20 protein-coding genes, 3 tRNA genes and 1 other annotated feature are annotated in these 22,016 nt (G+C 53.2%); of the genes, 19 read left to right on the forward strand and 4 right to left on the reverse strand.

The features are described 5' to 3' along the window. Together BLW59_RS06285 and BLW59_RS06290 are read left to right on the forward strand one after the other, a co-directional pair. Positions 1-340, forward strand: a 340-nt coding sequence (locus BLW59_RS06285) for a transposase (protein WP_175463368.1), incomplete at its 5' end; no start/stop codon positions are given. A gap of 112 nt (positions 341-452) precedes the next feature. Next, positions 453-956 carry an alpha/beta hydrolase gene (locus BLW59_RS06290; RefSeq protein ID WP_318258379.1) on the forward strand — a complete coding sequence of 168 codons (504 nt, stop codon included), beginning with the start codon at positions 453-455 and terminating at the stop codon, positions 954-956. 101 nt (positions 957-1,057) lie between these two features. Here BLW59_RS06290 and BLW59_RS06295 read toward each other — a convergent pair whose 3' ends face one another. After that, a complete protein-coding gene (locus BLW59_RS06295; protein WP_074697093.1) occupies positions 1,058-2,113 on the reverse strand; it encodes a Gfo/Idh/MocA family protein in 1,056 nt (351 codons plus the stop codon). A 234-nt stretch (positions 2,114-2,347) separates the two neighbouring features. Between BLW59_RS06295 and BLW59_RS06300 the strand changes: the two genes are divergently transcribed. From BLW59_RS06300 to BLW59_RS06335, 8 genes are all read left to right on the forward strand, one after another. Then, positions 2,348-2,734: a methylglyoxal synthase gene (locus BLW59_RS06300; RefSeq protein WP_074697095.1), complete on the forward strand. Its 387-nt coding sequence runs from the start codon at positions 2,348-2,350 to the stop codon at positions 2,732-2,734. Between the two features lie 124 nt (positions 2,735-2,858). Continuing rightward, positions 2,859-2,934: transfer RNA gene (locus BLW59_RS06305), tRNA-Asn, on the forward strand. Between the two features lie 2 nt (positions 2,935-2,936). After that, positions 2,937-3,011: transfer RNA gene (locus BLW59_RS06310), tRNA-Glu, on the forward strand. Between the two features lie 4 nt (positions 3,012-3,015). Next, a tRNA-Lys gene (locus BLW59_RS06315) sits at positions 3,016-3,091 on the forward strand. A gap of 158 nt (positions 3,092-3,249) precedes the next feature. Further along, the gene (locus BLW59_RS06320; RefSeq protein WP_139283571.1) at positions 3,250-3,981 is read left to right on the forward strand and encodes a LytR/AlgR family response regulator transcription factor; all 732 of its coding nucleotides are present in this window, start codon (positions 3,250-3,252) and stop codon (positions 3,979-3,981) included. Further along, a complete protein-coding gene (locus BLW59_RS06325; RefSeq protein ID WP_074697097.1) occupies positions 3,974-5,446 on the forward strand; it encodes a GHKL domain-containing protein in 1,473 nt (490 codons plus the stop codon). The genes BLW59_RS06320 and BLW59_RS06325 overlap by 8 nt, the downstream gene beginning before the upstream one ends. A gap of 71 nt (positions 5,447-5,517) precedes the next feature. Further along, positions 5,518-5,799, forward strand: coding sequence for a hypothetical protein (locus BLW59_RS06330; protein WP_139283572.1), 282 nt, complete (start codon positions 5,518-5,520; stop codon positions 5,797-5,799). Beyond that, positions 5,796-6,200 (forward strand): type II toxin-antitoxin system VapC family toxin, encoded by a 405-nt coding sequence (locus BLW59_RS06335; RefSeq protein ID WP_074697101.1) that lies wholly within the window; start codon positions 5,796-5,798, stop codon positions 6,198-6,200. The genes BLW59_RS06330 and BLW59_RS06335 overlap by 4 nt, the downstream gene beginning before the upstream one ends. A gap of 38 nt (positions 6,201-6,238) precedes the next feature. On the opposite strand, the gene BLW59_RS06340 is transcribed toward BLW59_RS06335, so the two are convergent. After that, positions 6,239-6,823, reverse strand: a complete 585-nt coding sequence (locus BLW59_RS06340; RefSeq protein WP_074697103.1) for a TlpA family protein disulfide reductase — start codon at positions 6,821-6,823, stop codon at positions 6,239-6,241. A gap of 160 nt (positions 6,824-6,983) precedes the next feature. On the opposite strand from BLW59_RS06340, the gene BLW59_RS06345 reads away from it, so the two are divergent. Continuing rightward, positions 6,984-8,123 carry a DUF6033 family protein gene (locus BLW59_RS06345; RefSeq protein ID WP_074697105.1) on the forward strand — a complete coding sequence of 380 codons (1,140 nt, stop codon included), beginning with the start codon at positions 6,984-6,986 and terminating at the stop codon, positions 8,121-8,123. 240 nt (positions 8,124-8,363) lie between these two features. Here BLW59_RS06345 and BLW59_RS06350 read toward each other — a convergent pair whose 3' ends face one another. Together BLW59_RS06350 and BLW59_RS06355 are read right to left on the reverse strand one after the other, a co-directional pair. Further along, positions 8,364-9,170, reverse strand: a complete 807-nt coding sequence (locus tag BLW59_RS06350; protein ID WP_074697107.1) for a hypothetical protein — start codon at positions 9,168-9,170, stop codon at positions 8,364-8,366. 18 nt (positions 9,171-9,188) lie between these two features. Then, positions 9,189-9,593: a hypothetical protein gene (locus BLW59_RS06355; RefSeq protein WP_074697109.1), complete on the reverse strand. Its 405-nt coding sequence runs from the start codon at positions 9,591-9,593 to the stop codon at positions 9,189-9,191. A 228-nt stretch (positions 9,594-9,821) separates the two neighbouring features. On the opposite strand from BLW59_RS06355, the gene BLW59_RS06360 reads away from it, so the two are divergent. From BLW59_RS06360 to BLW59_RS06395, 8 genes are all read left to right on the forward strand, one after another. Then, positions 9,822-10,346, forward strand: a complete 525-nt coding sequence (locus BLW59_RS06360) for a transcription repressor NadR (RefSeq protein WP_074697111.1) — start codon at positions 9,822-9,824, stop codon at positions 10,344-10,346. 63 nt (positions 10,347-10,409) lie between these two features. Further along, positions 10,410-10,622: a binding site (T-box leader), on the forward strand. A 55-nt stretch (positions 10,623-10,677) separates the two neighbouring features. After that, on the forward strand, positions 10,678-13,356 hold the full coding sequence (locus tag BLW59_RS06365; protein WP_074697113.1) for a valine--tRNA ligase: 2,679 nt from the start codon (positions 10,678-10,680) through the stop codon (positions 13,354-13,356). 69 nt (positions 13,357-13,425) lie between these two features. Continuing rightward, complete coding sequence (locus tag BLW59_RS06370) at positions 13,426-14,415, forward strand: hypothetical protein (RefSeq protein WP_074697115.1); 990 nt, start codon at positions 13,426-13,428, stop codon at positions 14,413-14,415. 270 nt (positions 14,416-14,685) lie between these two features. Beyond that, a complete protein-coding gene (locus BLW59_RS06375; protein WP_074697117.1) occupies positions 14,686-15,303 on the forward strand; it encodes a hypothetical protein in 618 nt (205 codons plus the stop codon). A 5-nt stretch (positions 15,304-15,308) separates the two neighbouring features. Beyond that, positions 15,309-16,232, forward strand: coding sequence for a phosphotransferase (locus tag BLW59_RS06380; RefSeq protein WP_074697119.1), 924 nt, complete (start codon positions 15,309-15,311; stop codon positions 16,230-16,232). A gap of 6 nt (positions 16,233-16,238) precedes the next feature. Continuing rightward, positions 16,239-17,957 carry an MATE family efflux transporter gene (locus BLW59_RS06385; RefSeq protein WP_074697121.1) on the forward strand — a complete coding sequence of 573 codons (1,719 nt, stop codon included), beginning with the start codon at positions 16,239-16,241 and terminating at the stop codon, positions 17,955-17,957. Positions 17,958-17,970: 13 nt separating this feature from the next. Beyond that, entirely contained in the window at positions 17,971-19,287 is a 1,317-nt protein-coding gene (locus BLW59_RS06390; protein WP_074697123.1) for a hypothetical protein, read from the forward strand. Between the two features lie 14 nt (positions 19,288-19,301). Then, positions 19,302-21,896, forward strand: coding sequence for a GH3 family domain-containing protein (locus BLW59_RS06395; protein ID WP_074697124.1), 2,595 nt, complete (start codon positions 19,302-19,304; stop codon positions 21,894-21,896). Positions 21,897-22,016: the final 120 nt, after the last annotated feature.

The raw sequence follows: 22,016 nt of genomic DNA on the forward strand, positions 1-22,016 counted from the left end.
CGTGGAGATTGTGCGGGATATGCTGGATGATGCCTACATACAACGGGATGAAAACGCCATGAGGGAGGTGGTGGAACGAATGAGCAATTACTGCAAGCACACCAGGAACAGCCATTTACTATGGTTTGCTAAACTGCTTGACAGCCACATCGAGGGAATTATCTCACATGCCAGCATTCCCATAGCCTCTGGCAAGATGGAGGGCATAAACAACAAGATTAAGACTCTGCGTCGTATGTGCTACGGGCTTCCAGATGATGAATATTTCTTCCTCAAGCTGCTGGACATGAGCCGCAATGGGCAGAGGAATATCCTAAAGGCAAGCTCTGTGAGGTATTAAATCCCACAAGAAAATTTACTGAGCCAAAATATTATATGTCCATGGAAAGGGAGGTACTGCTCAGGAAGCTGAGCACTATCAAAGACTGTTTCCTGCTGATGAAGTCATTGGCTTGGATTACCAGACATGCTCTCCCTGGGAAACGGGAAAGGAAATCAAGGCTGCTATAGAAGGCCTGAGGGAGAGGTCAAGCCATGTCTGGTTGATTGCCAACAGTATAGGTGCATTTTTCAGCATGAATGCTAAGATTGATGAACTGATTCAAAGGGCATATTTCATTTCGCCCATTGTGGATATGGAAAAGCTGATATTGGATATGATGGCATGGTCAGGCGTCACTGAGGAGGAACTGAACGAGAAGGGGACTATACATACGGAATTTGGTGAAGACCTGTCATGGCACTATCTTGCTTATGTCAGAAACCATCCCCTAAAATGGGAGGTGCCGACAAAGGTATTATACGGTCAGAAGGATAATTTGACATCGTTAAAGACGATGCAGGAATTCATAGATGCTCATAATGCGGAGCTGACCGTCATGGAAGATGGAGAGCATTGGTTTCATACGGAAGAACAGATGCGGTTTTTGGACGAGTGGATTAAAAATAATAGTTGATATGAGAGAACTGCTGCCTATAGCCATTGAGTATGTGTGAAAAAAGAAGCAGCCCGTCAGGTATTGAGCCTGGCGGGCTATTTTTGCTTTTTGTTGTTTTATCAGTCTGCCGGAGTCTCCGGGAACTTTATGCCGGCGCTTTTCCTGGCCAGTTCCAGGACGCGGACTACTTCTAGAGTTTCTTCGCTCAGTTTTTTGTACTCCTTGCGGTGCTTGGGGGTCTTTCCGTCTATGATGGCGGCAAAGTCACGGAACTCCGGGGTCATCCTGTGGGGGACGGGCTGGGGTTCGTAGGTTTCGGTGAGGGTGGAGCGCACCATGGCTCCTGAGGCATCTTTGGTGAGGGTGCTGTCTTCTTTATTCACATAGACCGTCACCAGCTTGTTGGGGGAATTTGGTTTGCCCTCCAGGCGCATCCAGCCATCTTCGCCTTGAATCTGGATATAGCAGGGGCTGTCTGAGTCCTTTGCGCCCGTGCAGACGGCGCAGAAGCCGGGGTAGGTGAGGACGAGGGTGCCGGAGGTGTCAATGCCGTTGAAGCCCAGATTGGCATGGTAGGATACTTCCTTGGGGCTGCCCAGGAGTGTGGCGCAGTAGTGAAGGTTATACACATTGATGTCGTAAAGGGCGCCGCCGTAGTATGCAGGGTCGAAGGCGTGGGCGGCCTTGCCCTGGCGGTAATCGTCGTAGCGGCTGGAATACTGGGAGTAGTTGCAGAGAGCCATGCGGAGCTTGCCCAGTTTGGGCAGGTTTTTCTCCATCTCCCTGATCATGTCGCTGTGCAGTACCGTGATGGCCTCGAAGATGCAGAGGTCCTTTTCCTCGGCAAGGCGCAGCAGCTCCTCGGCTTCCTCCAGGAAGGGTGTGAAGGGCTTTTCCAGAATGACATGCTTGCCCTGCTGGAGAGCTTTCTTGGCATAGGGATAATGGGCGCTGTTGATGAGGCCGATGTAGACCGTGTCTGCCTGGGTCTTTTCCAGCAGCTCATCATAGTCCGTCCACACCTCTGCGATGCCATGCTCCTTGGCAAGGGTCTGGGCTTTCTCCAGGCTGTGGGGCCGGGCGAAGATAGCGGCCTTTTCTATCTGCGCTTCGTCTTTCACGGCGCCCAGAGCATCATGTATAATCTTTCCCGTTCCGATAAAGGCCAGTTTCATGCTGATTCCTCCCTGCTCATAGAGTTGTGGCAATAGTGGTTTGAAAAAATATCTTACAATCAATCTACCATAAATTTCCTTATATGACAATAACGCTGCTGCCTGGGCAGGCACTGTGGCTGAGAAGTCCTGCGCCAGCTGTAGGACTGTTGGTCTATCGACAAAACTGGAACAATGGCCTTATAATGGGGAAGGTAAGGAAATTCACCTGAATAATGGAAAGAGGTCGAGCCTATGGAAACCATTGCTTTGATTGCCCATGACAAGAAGAAGGAAGAAATGCTGGACTTTGCTTCCAATCATCGGGAACTTCTGTCCAAGTTCCATCTGGTGGCTACCCGCACCACGGGGACGCTGCTCAAGGAGAAGCTGGGGCTGGAGGTGGAAACCATGATGTCCGGTCCTCTGGGAGGCGACCAGCAGATTGGCGCTTTGGTGGCTACGGAGAAGGTGCATTATGTGATTTTCATGAGGGATCCTTTGACCTCTCAGCCTCATGAACCGGATATCAATGCGCTGCTCAGGCTCTGCGATGTGCACAATATCCCTCTGGCGACCAACAGGAAGAGTGGCCATATCCTCTTGCAGTATGCGGATAAGAAGCTCAACGAGCAGGACTGAAGAGCCCCTTTGAAATTTTTTCAAAAAAAGTTTCAAAAAGGTGTTGACGAATGGGGAAGACCTGTGTATAATAATCTATGTTGTTAAGGCACAGCGCAAAAACAAAAGCGCGACGCCATGACATTCCTCGATAGCTCAGCCGGTAGAGCACCTGACTGTTAATCAGGCTGTCGCAGGTTCGAATCCTGCTCGAGGAGCCAATGGCGCCATCGTCAAGCGGTTAAGACACCGCCCTTTCACGGCGGGTTCATGGGTTCGAATCCCATTGGCGTCACCATATCGACTCACTAGCTCAACTGGCAGAGCAACTGACTCTTAATCAGTAGGTTCACGGTTCGATTCCGTGGTGGGTCACCATTGAATGCACAAGCCACCTTCGGGTGGCTTTTTTCTTGTATGCAGAAGTGATTTGCCATTCGCACCTCAAATGGGGTTGTTGGCTCCCTGCCTATTGAATCTTATCTTCCTTTGTGACTAAAATGTAAATTGGCATAATAGGCAAGGGAGACTTGAATGTGAACATAAAGATAGCCGTTTGCGACAGCAGCAGGGAGTCAGGGGACTGCCTGAAAGACCTGATTATCAGGCAAAAGCCCGGGACAAGGGTACAGACCTTTGCCTCGGCAGAGGAACTATTGGCCTTGTGCGAGGATTTTGATATATATTTCCTGGACATCAAGGGCGTCGGAGGCATGGAACTGGCTCGCCGTCTGCGGGTACAGGAGCAGGGGCGGCGCCATATCATAATCTTTGTCACGGGTTACAGGGATTATATGGAGGCGGCCTTTGATGTGCAGGCTCTCCATTATCTCGTGAAGCCCATCGACAGAGAAAAATTTGCGCAAGTGTTGGAAAAAGCCTGCCGGGAAGCGGAATTCCTGCATCAGCAGGGGGAAGACTACGTGCTGCTGAAGGTGCGGGACCGGGAGGGGGAAATGGAGAGCCGCAAGGTGCTCTTGCGGGATATCCGCTTTGTGGAGAGCAATAACAAGAATGTCATTTTCCACACGGAGGGAGGCGCCTTTTCGGCTCAGGGCACCATGGAGGAGTTTGAGGAAAGGCTGGGGACGGGCTTTTACCGCTGCCATCGCTGCTTCATCGTGAACATGGCCAAAATCACTGCTTACAACCAGAGGGAAATCCAGGTGGCAGGGAGAGAGGCGGTCATGCTGGCCCACAAGCGGTACGGGGCTTTTGTGAAGGAGTATCTCCGCTATGCCAGGGGAGGGGGAATGGTGAGTGTTTGAGGATTATCTGCTGGAGGTCATGGTCAGCCTGGTCTCCGGCTTTTTGGCGTTCCGCTATACGGAAAAATTCCTGCCTTTGCAGGCCGACAGGCGGGGGCGGGCCATGGGCCTTTGGCTGGCAGTTTTCGTCCTGGGACAGCAGCTTGCATCCAGGGGCATGGAATTTGCCTTGCCGGAACTGCAGCAGGGCATTTACGGCAGCATGCTGGGGCTTTTGGCAGGGACCTTGCTTATGGTCCTTCTGCAGAGGTGTTTCTTTGAGAAGGACATGACCAGGCAGATCTTTGTCTTGGCCAGCTTCTGGGCGGGCTGGGGTATACTGCGCTTTACCGTCAGTCCTTTGGCTCATGTGCTTTTCGACTGGTGGAATCCCCTGTGGCTGTATCTGGTGGAAGAAAGCCTGAACCGGGGGATTGTGCCTGCTGATTGGCTAGTGGCAAATCTGGCCATGCTGAACCGGGTGTCGGTCTTTGTGCTACTCACGTTCTGCCGTCTGGTGCAGCTGGGGCTGCTGGCCCTGTACCTGCGGCTTATTGTGGGGAATGTCCCTATGGATTATAAGCTGAAAGGCCAGGAGAGTTTCTTCCTGCTGATTCCCTGCGCCACAGCATTGGTGATAGACCTGACTTTGCGGGTCATGGCCTTTTCTGTGGATAACAGCGCACTCATGCTGATTTACGACAGGGCGCCGGAAATCCTCGTGTTATTGCCGGTGGTGAGCCTGCTGCTTCTGGGCTTGGTGGTATCGGCGGTGATTCTTTTCCGGGGACTGGTGCAGTCCAAAGAAGAGGAGCAGAAGCGGCTGCTATTGGAAAAAGGCGTGGCAGACGTACACAGGCAGGTGCATGAGCTGGAGGAAATCTACGGAGATATCCGTGGCCTGCGCCATGACCTGCGGGGGCATATTGCAAACCTGGCTGACTATGTGGAACGCCATTTGCCGGAGGGCGGCAGGGAATTGGAGCCATATCTTTCAGGCATGGCCAGCACCGTGGCGAGGCTGGATTTTGCAGACAAGACAGGCCACGCCCTGACGGATATCATTCTCCATCAGGCCAGGCAACAGGCGGAGAAAAGGGGCATAGGCTTCTCTGCTGATTTCCATTATCCCAGGGAAGGCAGCTTTGACGTTTACGATATAAGCGTCATGCTGAACAATGCCTTGCAAAACGCCATTGAGGCCTGTGAAAAAGTTTCTGGCGGCGCGATAGATGTGCGCTCATACCTGCGGGGCAATTTGTATTTCCTTGAGGTTATTAACGATTACGCAGGCAGCCTGCAATGGCAGGAGGGAGGCGAACTTCCTTCCACCAGCAAGGAGGACAGGCAAAATCATGGGCTTGGCCTTGCCAATATCGCCCGTTGTGCTGGGAAGTACCAGGGCACCGTGGATATTGAGACAAGCGAAAAAGACGGCAGGCAGAAGTTTTGCCTCACCGTCATGCTCTATCATAAGTACAATTGAGAATTTAAAAGGACTTATGCTGTGTGGTGGCGAAATTATGTTTTAGAAACGAAGCAAGAGGTCGTTGAGGAATGGAGGTAGCAGGAATGTCTGGTCATGCCATAATTATAGATGAAATGTCCAGTTTGCCGGAACTGCTGGACATGTTGCGTATTTCTGGGAAAAATATACTTATATCGCGTAAAGGGAAACCTATTGCAGAGTTAGTGCCATATGAAGCATCGGAAACATCTGCTGTTTTTGGCGAAAAGCAGCCACTTATTGGATTGGCAGAGGGGAAACTAAATTGCCCTGCAGACATTGATTTTTGCAATGATGAGATTGAACATTTATTTTATGGTGAGTCGTTATGAGATATTTGCTAGATACACATATTATACTTTGGGCACTGATGAATCAAAGAGAGCTGACTGCGAGAGCAAGAGAGATTATAGAAAACGATAATCATGTGCTTTATTATAGTACGGTTTCTCTTTGGGAAATTGCAATCAAACATAAACTGCACCCAGATGTCATACCCAATGATGCAAATGATATATTGGGGTATTTGGAAAAATCACCAGTGCGTAACCTGCCTTTGCAAAATAATCACATTGTGGCTATGGAAGGTTTGCACCGTGCGGACGATGCACCACGTCATAAAGATCCCTTTGACAGAATTTTACTTGCACAAGCTAAGGCAGAGGGGATGTGCTTTTTGACACATGATAAAATGTTTGTGTATTACGATGATGTACAAGTAGAAATTGTCTAACTTTACTTATGTCCTCAGTATGTTATGGTTACATTTAGTCAGTGCAACAACTGAGATTGCAAATGATTTTTCTGTTGGGTTTCTGGGGAGTCTGCCGACAAGATTCGGCGGGCTTCTTTTTTTATAAGGTCCATTTCCCAGCCAGCAATGGGTTGGCCTGTGATTTGCCCCTGCTCGTTTACAAATATGAAGGTGGGGGCTTTGGTAATGGTAGAGAGGAAGGGGAACAGGCTGTCATTGGTTAAAAGCTGGGGAAAGTTTGAGGGCAGGCTGCGAGTTATGCTCCTGGCTTGCACAATCTTTTCGACAGGGGCATCGTCCTTGAGGTCCCCTGCAATTCCGAGGAGTTGAATAGAATTTCCTTCTGGTCGTTGCCATTCTGCCAGGGCTTCAAGAATTTTAGCAGAGGAATTGTCTTTGGTTACCCAAAGGCATACAAGGGTGAGGTGACCGTGGAAAATGCTTTCGTCAAACTCCTGCCCGTTCAAGTCTTTGGTGTGGAAAGGGGGGAACGATGCAGCTGGTTGTGGGTTTATGGGGCTGAGATAGGATATGTCAATGGCAAAGAGCAGGATAATAAGGATGAGGGGAGGCAGGAAGTATTGCAGGTTTTGTTTCGTCATAGCTAAGACCTCGCTTTGCTATAGCATAGCACATAGCTTCCTTGCTTCCAATGCTGTTCGCACCGCAAATATAACCGTTCGCGCCAATCCTATTAAGAACAGCGTTTGCAGGTCGATATACAGGGAAAGAGGAGTTCGTCAGCACAAGGAGGTAAGGAAAATGCCTGTGAAAGTAGGAGCTAGCTATGTGTCTGAGGCGGCGTACGAATTTGCCAAGGCGCGCAGGGCGGAGAAAGAGGAAGACAAGGAGGAGAAGGGGGGACTGAAAGAGCTGAAGGAAAAATATCCCGGTCTCAATATCACCGTGGGGACAGGGCCGTTCTCTGGCACGGGGACAAACAACCTGTCCATCTCACCCAAAATCCTCAAGCAGATGGAGCAGGACCCGGAGAAGCGTATGGAGTATGAAGCCCTGATCTATGATGTGGCCCATACGGACGTCAACAGCGGGATTATGCCGGGCAGGAAGATGAAATCCCACGGCTTCATCATTGATGACAACGGCGGTCTGCGCGGCTGGGGTATTTCTGAAAGCAACGATGGCAGCCAGCGCCATCAGTCGCACCTCAAACGCTCAGAGAAGAAGAACTGGTGGGAGGAAATGCTGGGTAAGCCAAAGCAGAAGAAAAAATCCTTGGCTAAGGTCAGGCAGGAACTATTGGAGAAGAGCAAGGAGCAAGTTGCCAAGGCGGACGAGGAGCCGAAGGGGCTGCTAGCGGCTTTGCAAAGGCAGGGGAGCGATGTCAGGGACAAGGTGGTGCAGAGTGCAAAAGCTGATAATAGCTCCGGTTTTGCCAACAAGGACGAATTGTATAAGTATTTGCAGGGAAACTATGACATCGTCAAGGGCGGCATGGCCAGCATCTCCGGCAAGTTCTTGCAGAAGTGTCTGACAGATGAAGAAAGCAGGAACAGATTGTTCGATATACTGAAAGCGGCAGGCGAAAGCTATGCCAAGCGCAAGGATGAGGTGGGCTTCCAGGGAATGCAGATTACCATTGACGAAAATGGGGAAGTGACATTGGAGTCCACCAAGAGCACCGTCTCCATAAACGAGGATAAACGCCGTCGCCAGATTGCAGCAGCCGCTACAAAGGAGGATATGCAATCTGTGATTGCCCTGCTGGAGGAAGATCTGCAGCAGGTGGAGGACGGACTGAAGCAGAATATGTGTGACGAGGCTGAGGTGGCGAAGGCAAAGAAGCTTTTAGAGCTGGCTAAAGAGCGTATGGCTAAGCTGCCGGACAGGGCACCCACGCCTGCGGAACAGAGCAATATGACAGTGAATATGCTCATTTGAAAATATTTTTCATTTAGGTATTGAAAATGATTATCATCTATGCTATATTATCTATAGGCTTTCGTTAAGCTCTCCTAAATACAATACACAGCCAAAAGGCGGCCGTACTGCTCATGCGGCCGTTTTTTGGTGTTTCGGGACGTAGGTGGGAGGGGACTTTTGGGGGAAGTAAGTCACAAAGTAAGTCACAGTCAAAAGAGCTGCCGCGCATCATGTGCGCAGCAGCTCCGCTTGCTCTGTTTACCGTCTGAACTCTATATCTGTGTAGTTGGGTTCCTCTGGTGACTGCCAGAACAGCACGCCCTCACGCATGGTAAAGGTGCTGCTTCCGTTCTGATAGATGATCTTATTCTTGCATGTGCCAGTCTCATCGCACACATAGTCAATGCGCTTGCCCCTGCCGTTGCAGAAAAGCTGGGCGCTGTAGCTGTCATAGGTACAGGGGAAGATCCAGCGCGAGCCTTCGGCAGCGCTGCTGGCCCACTGTATTTCTGCCAGGTAGCCGTTTCCCTCAGGCGTGATGGTCATACTGCACCTGCCGCAAGCCCATATGCCTGAATAGTCCTCCGGGTGCACTCCTGTGCCTGTATCGTGGCAGCCATTTTCCTGCCGGACAAAGTGCATGGCACCATCATGCCCGGAATACAAGTCAGTTTGCACCGGATATTCGCCATCTCTTTCGGCCCCCATCCACAGGGTGCCATCTTCTTCATAAAAATTGTACCAGCAGGATTTCGAGCCATCGGGGTGCTCATCCATGGATACCTTCACCGTCCCATGGCTTACGCCGCCGCCCCGATAGGCCAGCTCATAGGTGCCATCGGCATTTATGATAAGGGTGCGGGCATCAAGCACTCCTTCTTCCTGCCATTTGCCATAAATGCCCTGCAGGAAAGCCGAGTCGAGGCTTTGGGAATTGACCTCCTGCACAGAAGCGGGGACAGAAGGCGCATTCGCACCAGCTTCAGCCAGATTCCCGCCTAGCAGGCAGGTTGTGCCCAAGGCCAGGGCCAGGAGGAATTTTTTGCCTGAAAATGTCTTTTTCATCTTCTGCATTCCTTTCCCTTAGCCGGCAGCTTTTTCCCAATGGGTGTTGGTGTGGTAGCGATAACGATATTTCCCGTGATATTCAGGGATATCCGGATGCTGCACGTAGTAGGTGTACGCTATGTATTCGCCTGCGGGAACGTAAATGTCTTCCACATAATGGCGAATGCCATAATCAGACCACATCTCCTGTCCGTTGTCGGCAGTGAGCGTGAGGTCGAGATCCGTCCATTTGACGTAAGCTCCCTGATCCCCGGAGTTCTCAAAGTAACCGACAATCTCCGCCTCTCCCGCGGTGTGCAGATAGACATGTTCGATGGTGAATTTGATCTGTGGTTTTGCTTCTGCTCCCTGGGGAAGCGCGATGGCCCAGATTAGTGCCAGCGCCATCACAGCCAGGAGCCTTAAAGTGAGTGACTTCATAGAAAATACCTCCTTCTAAAATGTCACAATACTCACATAATATTTTTTCTATATATCTGCCTGAAATCCTGCTAAAGCTAAAAAAATATTTGGGGGAAATCTGGAATCATGCAGTGAGATGAGCGACAGGCTGACCTATCCAATACGGGCAGGTGAGCTTAGGGCTTGCCTGCCTGTTTGTATGTGTATATAATTTATGTAAATAACAGATTAGGCAGGGGATGGAATGTGACTACAGAGGAACGCAGGGCGGCGGTTTTGGCGCGGTTGAAGAACGCCAAGTCTCCTCTTTCCGGCACGAAGCTGGCGCGGGAATTTGGGGTTAGCCGCCAGATTATCGTGGGGGATATCAGCATCCTCCGGGCAGAGGGGGAGAAAATCTACGCCACGCCCAGAGGATATTTTGTACCCGAAAGTGAGGGGACAGAGGGGCTTCTGGTCAGCTTTATCTGCCGCCACAACAGGGACGAGATGGAGCAGGAACTGTTGGCCTTCGTGGATAACGGGGGCGAGGTGCTGGATGTGATTGTGGAGCATCCTGTCTATGGTCCCTTGAAGGCAGACTTGCTTCTTACCAGCAGGCGCGATGTGAAGAACTTCCTCACGAAGATGCAGAAGTGTGAGGCGGCTCCTATTTCCATAGTCACCGGAGGAATCCATGTGCACACGGTGAGAGTGCCGGACGAAGAGGCGCTGGAGGCCATCAAGGAAGAGCTGGAAAAGCTGGGAGTTTTGGAGGAGACAGGTGTGTGAGGTCCTAAAAATCATTGTCAAGGCGGGGATTTTGTGATAGAATCAATGCCATGTCAAATGAATAGCAAGGCGATGACGGAGAGGAGTAGGGCTCTCTTCGCACTATAGAGAGGAAACGGCTGGTGGAAGTTTCTGTGCGGCGGGCTTGAAGGTCGCTTCCGAGCTTCCGGGCTGAACTTTGAGTAAGTGCGGACGTATGGCTGCGTTAAGGCTTTGAGCCGGGGATTCCCCGGGAACATTGGTGGTACCACGAAAGTGCGCGCTTTCGTCCTTTGGGGCGGGGGCGCTTTTTTAGTTTGTGGCGGATAGTTCCGCGAGTAGGAGGATAAAGATGAGCGAAGTTTTGGAGCAGGAAAACAACATTCCCAAGGTTTATGACCCCCAGTCCTTTGAGAAGAAATGGTATCAGTTCTGGGAGGAGAATAAGTTCTTCCACGCTGAGGTGGACAAGAGCAAGAAGCCTTACAGCATGGTGATCCCGCCTCCGAATGTCACGGGCCAGCTGCACATGGGCCATGCCCTGGACAACACCCTGCAGGATATCCTTATCCGCTACCATCGCATGCAGGGCTTCAACACTGTTTGGATGCCTGGCTGCGACCATGCAGGCATTGCAACCCAGGCCAAGGTGGAGGGGGCGCTCCGTGAGGAGGGCCTGAGCCGCTATGACCTGGGGCGTGAGAAGTTCCTGGAGCGGGTCTGGGACTGGAAGGAAAAGTTTGGCAGCCGCATCATGTCCCAGCTGCGCTCCCTGGGTTCCTCCCTTGACTGGGACCGTGAGCGCTTCACCATGGACGAGGGCTGCTCCAGGGCTGTGCGTGAGGTCTTTGTAAGCCTTTACGAGAAGGGCCTTATCTATCAGGGTACCCGCATCACCAACTGGTGTCCCTCCTGCAACACCGCCATTTCCGATATCGAGGTGGAGCATGAGACGGAGAATGGCCACCTCTGGCACCTGCGCTATCAGGTAGAGGGCACGGAGGAATATGTGGAGATTGCCACCACCCGTCCCGAGACCATGTTCGGCGATACCGGCGTGGCTGTGCATCCCGAGGATGAGCGTTACAAGCACCTGATTGGCAAGACCTTGATCCTGCCCATCGTGAACCGCCGCATCCCCCTCTTTGCCGATGAATACGTGGACAAGGAGTTCGGTACCGGCGCCGTGAAGGTGACCCCTGCCCATGACCCCAACGACTTTGAGATGGGCCTGCGCCACAACCTGGAGCAGGTGAAGGTCATCGGCAATGACGGCCACATGCTGGAAGGTGCCGGCAAGTACAACGGTATGGACCGCTATGAGTGCCGCAAGGCTCTGGTGAAGGAGCTGGAGGAAACCGGCGTGCTGGTTTCCGTGGAGGAGCATGAGCATGCAGTAGGCCATTGCTCCCGCTGCCATTCCACCATCGAGCCCCTGGTTTCCAAGCAGTGGTTCGTGAAGATGGAGTCTCTGGCCAAGCCGGCAATCGAGGCTGTACGTGACGGCCGCATCGAGTTCGTGCCTGCCCGCTTCACGAAAATCTATGAGAACTGGCTGGAGAATATCCGTGATTGGTGCATTTCCCGCCAGCTTTGGTGGGGCCACCGCATTCCCGCCTGGTACTGTGCAGACTGCGGCAAGACCCATGTTTCCCGCACTGACCTTACGGAGTGTCCCCACTGCCACAGCAAGAATATCACCCAGGATGAGGATGTGCTGGACACCTGGTTCAGCTCCGGCCTCTGGCCCTTTGAGACCTTTGGCTGGCCGGAAGAAACCGAGGACTTGAAGCATTTCTATCCCACGGCAACCCTTGTCACGGGCTATGACATCATCTTCTTCTGGGTGGCACGCATGATCATGATGGGTCTGGAGTTCGGCAAGGACATTCCCTTCCGCCATGTGTTCATCCACGGTCTGGTGCGTGACAGCCAGGGCCGCAAGATGAGCAAGTCCCTGGGCAATGGCATTGATCCCATGGAGGTCATTGAGAAATACGGCGCCGATTCCCTGCGCTTCATGCTGATTACCGGCAATACCCCGGGCAATGATATGCGCTTCTACGATGAGCGTGTGGAATCTGCCCGCAACTTTGCCAACAAGCTTTGGAACGCTTCCCGTTACATGCTCATGAACTTGGAGGGCTTCGACAGGAGCTTCAAGCCTGAGGAGACTGACTACACCCTGGCTGACCGCTGGATTCTCTCCCGCTATGCCCGTACGGTCCGCGATGTGACGGAGAATCTGGACAAGTTTGAGCTGGGCGAAGCAGGCCGCATGATTTACGAGTTCATCTGGAGTGAGTTCTGTGACTGGTATATCGAGCTCACCAAGGCCCGCCTCTATGACAAGGAAAATGTCCGGGCCAGGAATACCGCCCTCTATGTGCTGAGTCATGTGCTTGAGGGCACCCTGCGCCTCCTGCATCCCTTCATGCCCTTCATTACCGAGGAAATCTGGCAGAAGGTGCCCCACAGCGATGAGCTGCAGAGCATCATGGTGGCCCAGTGGCCGGAAGGTGACGAAGCCTATATCAGTGGCGACATTGAAGACCGCATGACCGCCATCATGGAGACCATCAAGACTGTCCGCAATATGCGGGCAGAAGTAGGGGCTGCTCCCAGCAAGAAGAGCGAACTGATTCTCCTGGTGGGTGACGAGGCTTTGCGTGCTGTCTTTACGGAGAACCAGGCTTACCTTGACAAGCTGGCCTCCTCCGAGCCCATCACCATCCTGCCTGCCGGAGCTGAAAAGCCCGAGAACGCCATGGCAGGTGTGGTAAGCGGCGTGGAGATTTTCCTGCCGCTGAAGGGCCTGATTGATGTGGAGAAGGAAACCGCCCGTCTCCAGAAGGAACAGGAGAAACTGCAGAAGGAGATCAAGCGCCTTAGCGGCAAGCTGTCCAACCCGGGGTTCCTCTCCAAGGCTCCTGAGCAGGTAGTAGCAGGGGAGAAGGAAAAGCTCGCCGGCTATGAGGAAAAGATGAAGTCTGTGGAAGCACGTATCGCTGACCTGGCTAAGCTGAAGTAAAAAATGTTTAACAAAATCCCTCCTGATGTCGATAAACCGTAGAGGATTGTCGGCAAAGGAGGGATTTTTGTGTCCATGATAGGCAGGATAGGAGAGGAAAAGACAAACATTCTCCAAAGGGAAAATATTTACCAGAAAATGCAGAAGCCTGCCGGGGCAGTGGCGGAAAATATTTTCCAGCGGCTCCAGCAGGGTGATGGGGAAAACGATGGGGAGACTGTGGTAGGCAAGGCGGCCGAAGTGCAGATCAGCCAGGCAGGAAGGCGACTCTCGGAGGAAGCCCTTGACCCCTTGAGGAAAATGGGCCAGACGGACTTCATGACCGAGGGGGAGAAGAAACTGCAGGAACTCAATGATACCATTGCTGCCAGAGAGGATTACAAGAAACAGGCGGAAAAGCTCCAGGAACGCATAGATACGGACACCAGCCTTACGGCAGAGGAGAAAGCCCGCATGCAGGAAGAGGCGGACACCCTCAAGGAAAAGGGCATGAGCCCCGAGGATAAGATGCATGAGCTTTATGGCCGGAAACACGCCTTGCAGGAAAAGATGAAGTCCCCTGATTACACAGCGGAGGAACAGGACTTGATGCTTGATGAGATGAGACTCATCACCATGAAGCTGGCCGTTGCAGAAAGCGAAATGGGGGCGGAAGGTGCTCAAAAGGAGTTCTATACCCAGGAAATCATCAAGGAGCGGGGAGATATTGCCCTGGCCAAAAGCCGGGCCAAAGACCTGAACGCAGTCCTTGACCAGCGGAGCAGCGAACTTTCCGTGGCAGTCCGCACCGAGCAGCAGATAGCTGAGCAGGGGGAGAGAAATGTCACCCGCGAGGCAAAGCCTGAGGATGTGGTGCAAAAGGCTATGGAAGAAGGCCGGGAGCGTACAGAGGAAAGGAAAGCAAATGCCCCGGACAAGGGCATGACTGCCGCTCTGGAAGTTCAGCAGGATATGCAGGGGGTAAAGGACAGGAGCCAGGAGGAGCTTTTTACCGAGGAAGAGCTGAAGCAGACAGAAAGGCTCAGGCCCATGACTCTGGATGATTTGCTGGAAAGATGAGAGGGTACGAAGCAAGATTTGCCACACTCAAATGGCAGCATATTCTCCAACGTGCCAGAAAAAAATTGGCAGAAAAGAGGATTAGAGGCGGAAATGGCGAATGAATACAGCTTATCGCAGAAAATATGTTATACTGGCACACAGCAGATTATGCCGGTTCAACAGGTCCGCCCCCTGGGGGCGTGGAACCGCGAAAGCGGTGGTGGGGGTATGGCATATGCTGCGGTTCGTCAGTATATATGAGGTAGGCTGTGCAAGGAGGATAAACATATGAAAATGAGCAAGAAAATCTGTGCTTTGCTGGGGACTTTTTTACTGTTGCAGACAACTGCGGCATACACAGGCGGGGAGGAGCCGTTTTTGGTGACAAACACGGCCCTGGCCGCAGATTATGTGGAGCCTGACTGGCTGGAGGATATAGACGAGGCCACCCGGGATGATACCATTGCTTTTGGCATCTATGTGGGCAAGCCCATCCAGACAGTGGTGGATGATCTTGCCAAGAAGGGCTGGCAAAGGAAGGATAAAGACAATGTAGTGATAATGGTGAAGAAGAAGACGGATTATATGCAGCTCATCGCCCTGCATCCCCATGGCAAGGACAAGAACCTTGTGGGCAATTACCGCATCCGTTTCTATGCCAAGGATAGCACCACGGCAGATGAGATGTATATGCGGGCGGAGAAGAATTTTTCCTATAACTTTGGCCGTCCCCAGGTGAAGAAGGGCATGGCCAATGCCACCTGGTTCCTGAGTGATTCCTTTGCCATCATGGTGGAGTACAATCAGTATGACCCCAGGATGCCCCTCATCAAGGATACTTACCCCAACGAGATTGTCATCAAGCGGGAAATGGGCAACTACAGGGCATTCTTTGAGGGGGAGTGAGCCGCATGGCAGAAGTCCCATGGGACACTTTGAGAGAAATCAGCCTGGAGGGGGCAAGGCCCATAGGCAAGGGGCGAAATGGCCAGGTTTATGATATAGGCCAGGGGAAGATTGTCAAGCTCTGCCCGCCGGAGACCTATGCATCTGCCTGCAGGGAACTGCAAAATGCCAGAGCCGCCCGGGGGCTTGGCGTGCCAACACCGGCAGTTTATGAGCTGGTGCGTTGCGGTGGCGGACTGGGGCTTGTCTTTGATAAGGCCGTGGGCAGGAGCCTGCGGGAGGTAATCGCAGGGGAGCCGGAGCAGATTGAGGTTTTGGTGCCCCAGGCGGCCAGTCTGCTGAAAGAAATCCACAGCAGGGAGGCGGCTCTGGGGGACTTTCCTTCCATGGCAGAAGTCTACCATGAGAGGGCAGAAGGGCTGGGGGAATATCTGACGGGGGAGGAAATAAGCCTTCTCCACCGCATGATAGATGCCATCCCCCGGCGCCATGCCTTCCTCCACGGTGATTTCCACCGGGGAAACTTGCTGGTGGAGGATGGGAAGCTGTGCCTTATTGATATGGCAGACTGCGCCTGGGGGCATCCCTTCTATGATGTGCTGGGGGTCTACACATTGGGAGTGGGCTTGGTGATGGCTATGCCACCTCAGGCTGTAAAAGCCGTTATAGGCTGGGAGCCTACTGTAGTGCAGCGGGTGTGGCAGGTGTTTTCAGAAAATTATTTCTCCGGCTGCAGCCGGCAGCAAATGGATGAACTGTCGTCCCTGATGGAGACGTATGCTCCCTTGAGGCAGCTTACCTTCCTGAATATTGTCACCGGCATCCCGGAGGAAGAACGCCGGAGGCTGGTGGCCTCTGCCCGGGAAGGCTTCTTCCCCGGGGCGGAGGAAGCCATGCAGAAATATGCTCCCTTTTTGGAGCGGATGTGAGGGTACATGAATAATGATTTGCTCCGGGGGGCCTTTAAAGCCTTTGCGGTGAAGATGATTTTAAACAACCTGGTGATTTTCTGTGGAGCCGTGGTGAATGGCATTGTCATCAGCCGCTATCTGGGCACAGATTCCATGGCGGCCTACCAGCTGACATTGCCCCTGTTTTTCGTTGTGATGATGCTGAGCCAGGTGATTTCCATCGGGGTGCAGAACAACTGCGCCAAGTCCATGGGGGCAGGCCGGGGAGGGGAGGCCGGGGAATACTATTCCCTAGCGGTGCTCCTTTGCCTGCCTCTTTCTCTGTGCCTGGGAGCCTTGGTATATTTTGAGGCAGATTCCATAGCGGCCCTCCTTGGGGCAGCGGGGGAAGCTGCCATCCTGCAGCAGGATACGGCAGATTACCTAAGAGGCTTTGCACTGGGAGTGCCGCCCCTTTTCTTTCTCCCCATGCAGATAGCCCTGCTGTTTTTGGAGGGAAGGGCTAAATGGGCCATGCGGGCGGTGGCGGCCCAGACGGGTACAAATATCCTTGGAGCCTTTGCCAATGTGCTTTTCCTGGGGGGCGGCATCTACGGCATGGGGCTGGTGATGTCCCTCTCGTCCCTGATGGGACTGGGGGCAGTTTCCTTAGGTTTCAGTCAGGGTCAGATCCGTTTCTGTTCTCGGGGACTGCAGGTGAGGAAGTTCCTGGACATTTTTTATGTGGGACTGCCATCTGCCGTGGACAGATTTTACAAGACGGTGCAGATGTATGTGGTGAACCGGGTGCTGCTGTTGGCAGCGCCTCCCGTCGCCATGGCTGCCTTTGCGGATATCAACGCCCTCAACAATATCTTCAATCCTCTGGTCATGGGACTCAGCACCGCAACCCTCACTATGGCGGGGGTTTTTGCAGGGGAGCGGGACAGGCTGTCACTGGCGGGGCTGTTGCAGGTGTCCCTGAGGGAGACCCTGCTGCTGGCAGGGTCAGTGGCTCTTTTGGTGTTTTTGGGGGCACCCCTCTTCATCGGCCTCTTTGCCCCGGCGGGAGGAGAGGCTCACGGGACAGCCGTCCATGCTTTGCGCATCTATATTCTGTATCTGCCCCTGTATGCCTGTAACAATGTGCTGCAGAAGTATTACCTAGGGGTAAATGCCATGAGGATGACATATCTGACCTCCGCCCTGGACAATCTCATTTTCATCTGCCTCCTGTCTGCTCTGCTGGGGTATTTCTTTGGGGCTGAGGGGGTGTGGTGGTCTTTTGTGGCGGCAGAGGCTCTGACTACCTTTTCCCTGTGGCTGTTTCTGGCCTGGCAAAAAAGGGGGCTGCCGGAAGGACAGGACTTTCTTTGCCTGCCGGAAGCTCTCGGAAGCACGGCCCTGCAGGTCTTTGCTGCATCTGCTTCCTCACGGGAGGAACTGACAGTTGCCGCAGGCAGGGCACGTACCTTCCTTCTGGCAGAGGGGGCAGGGGAGGAGCGGGCTTCTCTTCTGGCACGTATCATTGAAGCAACAGGAGCAGCAATCCTGGGGCGTGGTTCTAAATCGGATTGCCGTATTGATGTGGGCCTGGTGAAGGAAGAGGGCTTCACTTTGCGTTTCAGGGACAACTGCCCGCCTCTGGACTATGGGAAAAAGCTGACGGAAGAGGCAGAGGAACTTGCTGACCTCTGGCAGCAGGCGGAAGAAGTGCGCTACACCAGAACCCTGGGGCTTAACTATCTGATCATGCGTTTTTGAAGGAGGCAGAGCCATGAAGCTCATTCCCTTGGGCGTTTCCAACCGCTTTTTTTACTATATGAGCGGGAGCAGGAACGCAGCCTTTGATATACATTTCTCCTTTGACTTCAAGGAGCGGTTGGACAGGGAACTGCTGAAAAGCGCTGTTCGGCAGGCTCTGGCGAATTTCCCAGAATTTGCCGTCACTCCCGTGCTGCGGGAGGGCACTGTCTGGGCAATCGAAAATGAGGCCGAGCCGCCCCTGCTGGAGGAGGGCGGCAAGCCCGGCCTGCTCTACGGCACCGAAGACACGAATGGCTATCTCTTTGCCTTTCATTGCCGGGAGCGGGGCTTTTGCTTTTCTTACTTCCACGGCCTCACGGATTTTCACGGTATCTGGAGCTTTTTCCGCACCATTCTCTATTATTATGCCCAAGGACGGGGGCTGGAAGCAGAGGCTGATGAATGGGTGCGGGAGAGCCCCCGGGCTTTGGTGGCTGAGGATGAAGCGGAGCGGCTGGATCCATACCGCAGATTTGCCCCTGCTGGAGGGGAAGCCCCCAGGGAAAGCCTGTCTCCCTCCTTTGCCCTGCCGGAGAATTTTTATTCCTGGGAGGATCCCAGGGTATTCGGCTATGCGCTGGACTGCCCTCTGGAGCCTTTTCTGCGGCAGGTCAAGGCTCATGGTTCCTCGGCGGCGGCTTTCCTGGCCCTTCTTATATCCCGTGCCATGACCGGTATCTATGACACCGGGGGTGAGACGATTCGCACCATGCTTTCGGCGGATATGCGCAGATACTATGGCGCCAGGACCATGGCCAATTTTTCCGATGCCACTTACCTCACTTACGACAAGAGCATAGCGGCCCTGCCCATGGAGGAGCAGGGCAGGCGCATGCGTCAGGAGATGAAGGGGCAGCTGACGAAGGAGCATTTCGACGGGCTGCTTGTGCAGAAGCTGCAGGCCATGCAGGGCTTTGAGAACTCCGGGGCTGGTGTTGAGGAAATGTCAGCGCGCCTGGGGGCACCTCTTCCGAGGGAAGTCAGGCTTCCACTTACCATTGCCCTCACTTATCCCGGCAGCCTGGATCTGCCTCCCGCTTACGGTTCTTTGGTGGAGCGCATCACCCGTCCTTTCATCGGTGTCCGGGGAGGGGCGAATATTCTCGGTCTGTCTGCCACCAGCTGGCAAGGCACACTGAACATCGTTTCCTCCCAGCGCTTCGATTCACCGGGCTTGATGGAGAAAATGCAGGGAGAGCTGAGGGAAATAGGCGTTGAGGGAAAGCTGCGGCCCTTGGAGCACCGTCAGTGCAATCAGGTGCTGCTGGAAAGTTTGCAAAGGATTTGAAGAGAGGAAAAATTATGGATAAGGCAAAGGATTATCTTGTATCCGTCATCACACCCTTCCACAATGTGGATCTTGAGTTTTTCCGCAGGAGCTTTGCCTCCCTGCAGGCTCAGACACTGGGCTTTGACAATATCCAGTGGATTGTGGTGCTGCACAATACGGAGGAAAAATACCACAGGGAAGTCCAAAAGCTGCTGGGGGGCCTGGAAAATGTACTGCTGAAACGGCTGGACAATCAGCACCTCACTCCTTCCAGCCCCAGGAATTACGGCATGAAATTTGCCACGGCACCTTATTTGGGCTTTCTGGACGGGGATGACTGCTATACTCCCGCATGCCTGGAGACATCCATTTCCCGCATGAAGAGTACAAGCTCCCAGATGGTGGTTTTCCGCCGGGAGTTTGAAATGGACAGGGAGGGGCTCATGCCCCTGACAGAAATCGTCCTCTGGGATCAGACCCGGGAAGAGATTGTGGTAGACCGGGAGCACTGGGATGACGAGCGCATGTTCGTAGGGGTATGGGGCATGGTGACCTCCAGGCTCTATGACAGGCTTTTTTTGGATAAGTATGGCATCATCTTTGATGAGAATGTGCCTTATCTGGAAGACTGCCTGTTTCTCATAGAGGCATATGGCAGGGTGGACAGGGTTTGCTACCTGCCTCAGTTTATCGGCTATCACTACCTTATCCACGGTGGCTCTATGGTGCAGAGCATGGTGGAGAAAAGCGGGGAGGAGCTTATTTCCTATGCTGAGGGCTACAGGATTATCTTTGACAGGGCGCAAGAAAACGGCATCTACATAGACGATTTGATGGCTCGTATACTGACCGCTCTGGCAGATGTCATGGCCCGGTCAGAAAAACTCACCCTCCGGGACAGGCGGCAGCTCAAGAACATTCTGGAGCCATATGTCCACATGATTCCTATGCTGCCTGCCAGCAAGGTCACCACGGAACAAGAGGCCCAGCTACTGTTCAAGCTGCCTCGGGAGGTAATTCTCCATCCGGAAAATTTCGCTCAGGGGCAACGTATGCAAAATATCTGGAACGGTGAGGGCCTGCTCCTGGATATACTGAACAAAAATCAGGCTACGAACTATGGCAGACGCTATCATTTTTCCGTGCTGAGGACCGCAGAGGGCTACAGGAAGCGGGTGCCACTGTCGGAGTATGCTGTTTATGAGCCTTTGGTGAATTTGCAGATGCGTATCGGAGAATCGGCCATTTTTTCGGCAGAGCCGATTTACTGCTATCTGCTCTCTGACAGTCCCCAGGGGGCCCCCCGGCTGATTCCTGCCACTAGAAGCCATATGAAGCCCTATCTGGAAAGCTTCACCCAGGCGGTGCAGGATAGGACTACCTTCCTGCTGGTGGAAAGCCTGCCCATGAGGCAGCACAGCAACGACGGAGCCGTACTGAATTCTGTCAATGGCATGGTGCTGGCAGATTTCCTGCAAAAGCAGCGCAACAGCTTCAATGCCATGGAGGCTCATTTCACCTCCCCGGCCTCCTTGCTGCTGCCTACGGAGGCAGTGGACACGTTGTATCTCAGGCTGCTGTTTGCCCTAAAGGAGCGGCAAGTGGAACAGATAATGGCTCCCTATACTTGGGGTATCCTGGAGGCCATGGATTTTTTGAAGGGGCATTGGCAAGAGCTTTGCAATGATCTGGAGCAGGGCCGTATCACTTTCAATCTGGATGTTCCCCCTGCTTCTCTGAAAGGAATGGAGGCTCTGCTGCAGGCAGACCCGGAAAGAGCCGAGGAACTGCGGCAAATTTTCCGGCAGGGCTTCGGGACACCGGTGGCAAGGCGCATCTGGCCCAGACTTTCCCGTATTCTGGCCTTTGGCAGCGGGGATTTTGCCATCTATTCAGACCGGCTGAAGGCTTACATGGGGGATATTCCCCTGGATAACGGCAATCTTGTCCTTCCGGAAGGACTGATAGGCTTGGGAATAAAGGGCACGGATTCCTTTAGCCTGACGGAGGGGGAGAGCTTCTATGAGTTCCGTCCCCTGGAAGGGGGAGAGCCTTTGCTGATGGGCCAGGTACAGGAGGGACAGTGCTATGAGCTTGTCATCACCAACCAGGCAGGGCTATACCGCTATGCCACTGGAGAGATCATCCGGGTGGAAAAGACCGGGAAGGGCCGTCTCACCTTCAAGACTCTGGGGAATAGCCGCCAGAGCCTGAGCATGGGGGATTTTTCTCTCAGGGGTGAAGATATTTACACTGCCATTAAAGAGGCAGCAGGGAAATACAGGCAGCAGATTGCAGATTTTGCCTTTTATCAGGAGGATGGATGTCTCAAAATCCTGCTGGAGGCAGATGATTCACTGGCTCTGACAGAATCCCTGCTGGGGGAGGAAACAGTCAAGCTAACAACTGCTCTGGATGCGGAGCTGCAAAAAATCCATCCTGGCTACGCCGCTGCACGGCAGGATGCTCTGCCTCCCTGCCGTCTGGCCTGGAACCAGCCTCAGACCCATCTTCTTTACAGGGATTTGCTGCGCTTCCGTTACAAAACCGCCCCGGATCACGTCATGCCCGTACGCTGCCTGGAGGGGAAGGCACAGGTTGGCTTCTTTAAGAGAATGCTGGCCTGACTCATTCATCTGTCTTGTTTGCGCCATATAGGGCAGGAGAGGCTTTCGAGTCTCACCTGCCTTTTGTATTGCCTGCGCATCCCTTCGGCGGTTGTCAGCAGGGGAGGAAAATGCTATACT

Origin of the sequence: Selenomonas sp. KH1T6 (assembly GCF_900108415.1) — a bacterium.
GTDB lineage: Bacteria > Bacillota > Negativicutes > Selenomonadales > Selenomonadaceae > Selenomonas_B > Selenomonas_B ruminantium_A.